Genomic DNA, 1,635 nt, shown 5'->3' on the forward strand with positions numbered 1-1,635 from the left:
TTGAACATAAGCACCCGTTCGTAATATAAGGTTAGCCAGATATTTCTGGTTGACCTTTTTATTTGGGGTCTTAATATAACGGTAGTCGGGGTAGAACGTCGCACCCGTGGGTTAAATCCCGTCAGCTAAACTGTTCACCCCCTACTTGTATAAACATGTTTCAGGCTGGTTGGGACAACGATCCCGTTTAACAAGCGAACCTATGACATTACAAGAAGCCTTAGGGGATACCGACAAATTGAGTTTCTAGGAGGAGAAAAGCATGAATCCAGTCGTAGGCCTGGATGTATCAAAAGGAGAAAGTCAGGTCCAGGCATTTTTAGATAAGGGGAAACCTTATCGTAGAGTGTTTAGTATTAATCATAACCTCGAAGGATTGGAGAATTTACTAGAATTCCTTCAAGAGGTTGAAAAAACAGCACTTGGTCATCAACCTTCGGTCGTTTTAGAGTCAACTGGACATTATCATACTCCAGTCATTCAATTTTTGGAGGAACACAAGTATGTTTATGTAATTGTTAATCCCCTGATCTCACATAGAGCCAAAAGCTCAAGTTTACGGAAGGTAAAAACAGATGCAGCTGATGCTTATCACCTTTGCGAACTGTTTTATAAAGAGGAGTTGGAGCCTCATAAAAAACGAGGTATACAGCTCCTAAACCTTCGGAATTTAACAAGACAACAAGAGAGTATTGCGGAAATCACGGCCAAAACGAAGATTCAACTTCATACCTTATTGGATCAGGTATTCCCTGAGTACAGAGGGGTGTTTGGGAGTTTATATTCAAAGGTATCATTGCTTACCCTGCTTGAATTTCCGACAACCGAGGCAGTTTTAAGGGCTAGTGAAAGTGAAATTACCGAGAAGATTACTTCTATATGTAATAGCCGATCAAGGCTTTGGGCAACAGAAAAGGCACAGAAACTAAGAGAGGCCGCCCTTCGAAACCCGTTTCAAAGGAATCTGTACCAGAGCCATATCTTTAATCTTGAGATACTGGTTAAGATTGTTCTTCAATACCAAGAGCATCTATCAAAGTTATCAGCAGAAATAGATGCCCTAGCTAAAGAAATTGAAGAATATAGGCTACTCCAATCTATCCCTGGAATCGGAGAAAAAATCGCGGCAACGATTATCTCTGAAATTGGTGAAATAGATCGGTTTACTAATGCCAAAAAGCTCGTTGCTTTCGCGGGGGTCGATCCAAGTGTGTACTCTTCTGGTAAGTTTACTGCTTCTGTTAACAGGATTACCAAACGAGGTTCAAGCAGACTCCGCCACGCCTTATACATGGCTGTTCAAAGTGGTATTAGGGACGCTCGTAAAAAGAAAACCACTGACAAAATAATTCCACGCAATAAGAGACTGAGAGAGTTTTACGACAAGAAACGCGAAGAAGGAAAAACCTTCAGAGTGGCTGTTATAGCTTGTGTAAATAAACTTCTGCATTGGATATTTGCCTTACTAAAAAACAAAACGATTTTCCAGGATATTGTTTAAAAACAATATCTAACTAAATACAACAAAACCTTCCAATCGGACATAATGGAAGGTTATTTGGCATGCTTATTTTTAGCTTACCATACTAAAAATTCTATTTCATTGAAAAATGTTGACAAACTATTAGCTGGTTT

1 protein-coding gene is annotated in these 1,635 nt (G+C 39.6%); it reads left to right on the plus strand.

Going from position 1 to position 1,635, the window contains the following annotated elements; all coding sequences use genetic code 11:
• The first annotated feature begins 262 nt into the window (after nt 1-262).
• Entirely contained in the window at nt 263-1,501 is a 1,239-nt protein-coding gene (locus tag DFO72_RS29060; RefSeq protein ID WP_113885659.1) for an IS110 family transposase, read from the plus strand.
• Nucleotides 1,502-1,635: the final 134 nt, after the last annotated feature.

The sequence above is a fragment of the Cytobacillus oceanisediminis genome (assembly GCF_004366035.1).
In the GTDB taxonomy this organism is placed as follows: Bacteria; Bacillota; Bacilli; order Bacillales; family Cytobacillaceae; genus Cytobacillus; species Cytobacillus oceanisediminis_C.

What these genes read in the sequence shown, in the direction of transcription:
- DFO72_RS29060 (WP_113885659.1), top strand. Translation starts at nt 263, where the DNA reads ATGAATCCAGTCGTAGGCCTGGATGTATCAAAAGGAGAAAGTCAGGTC.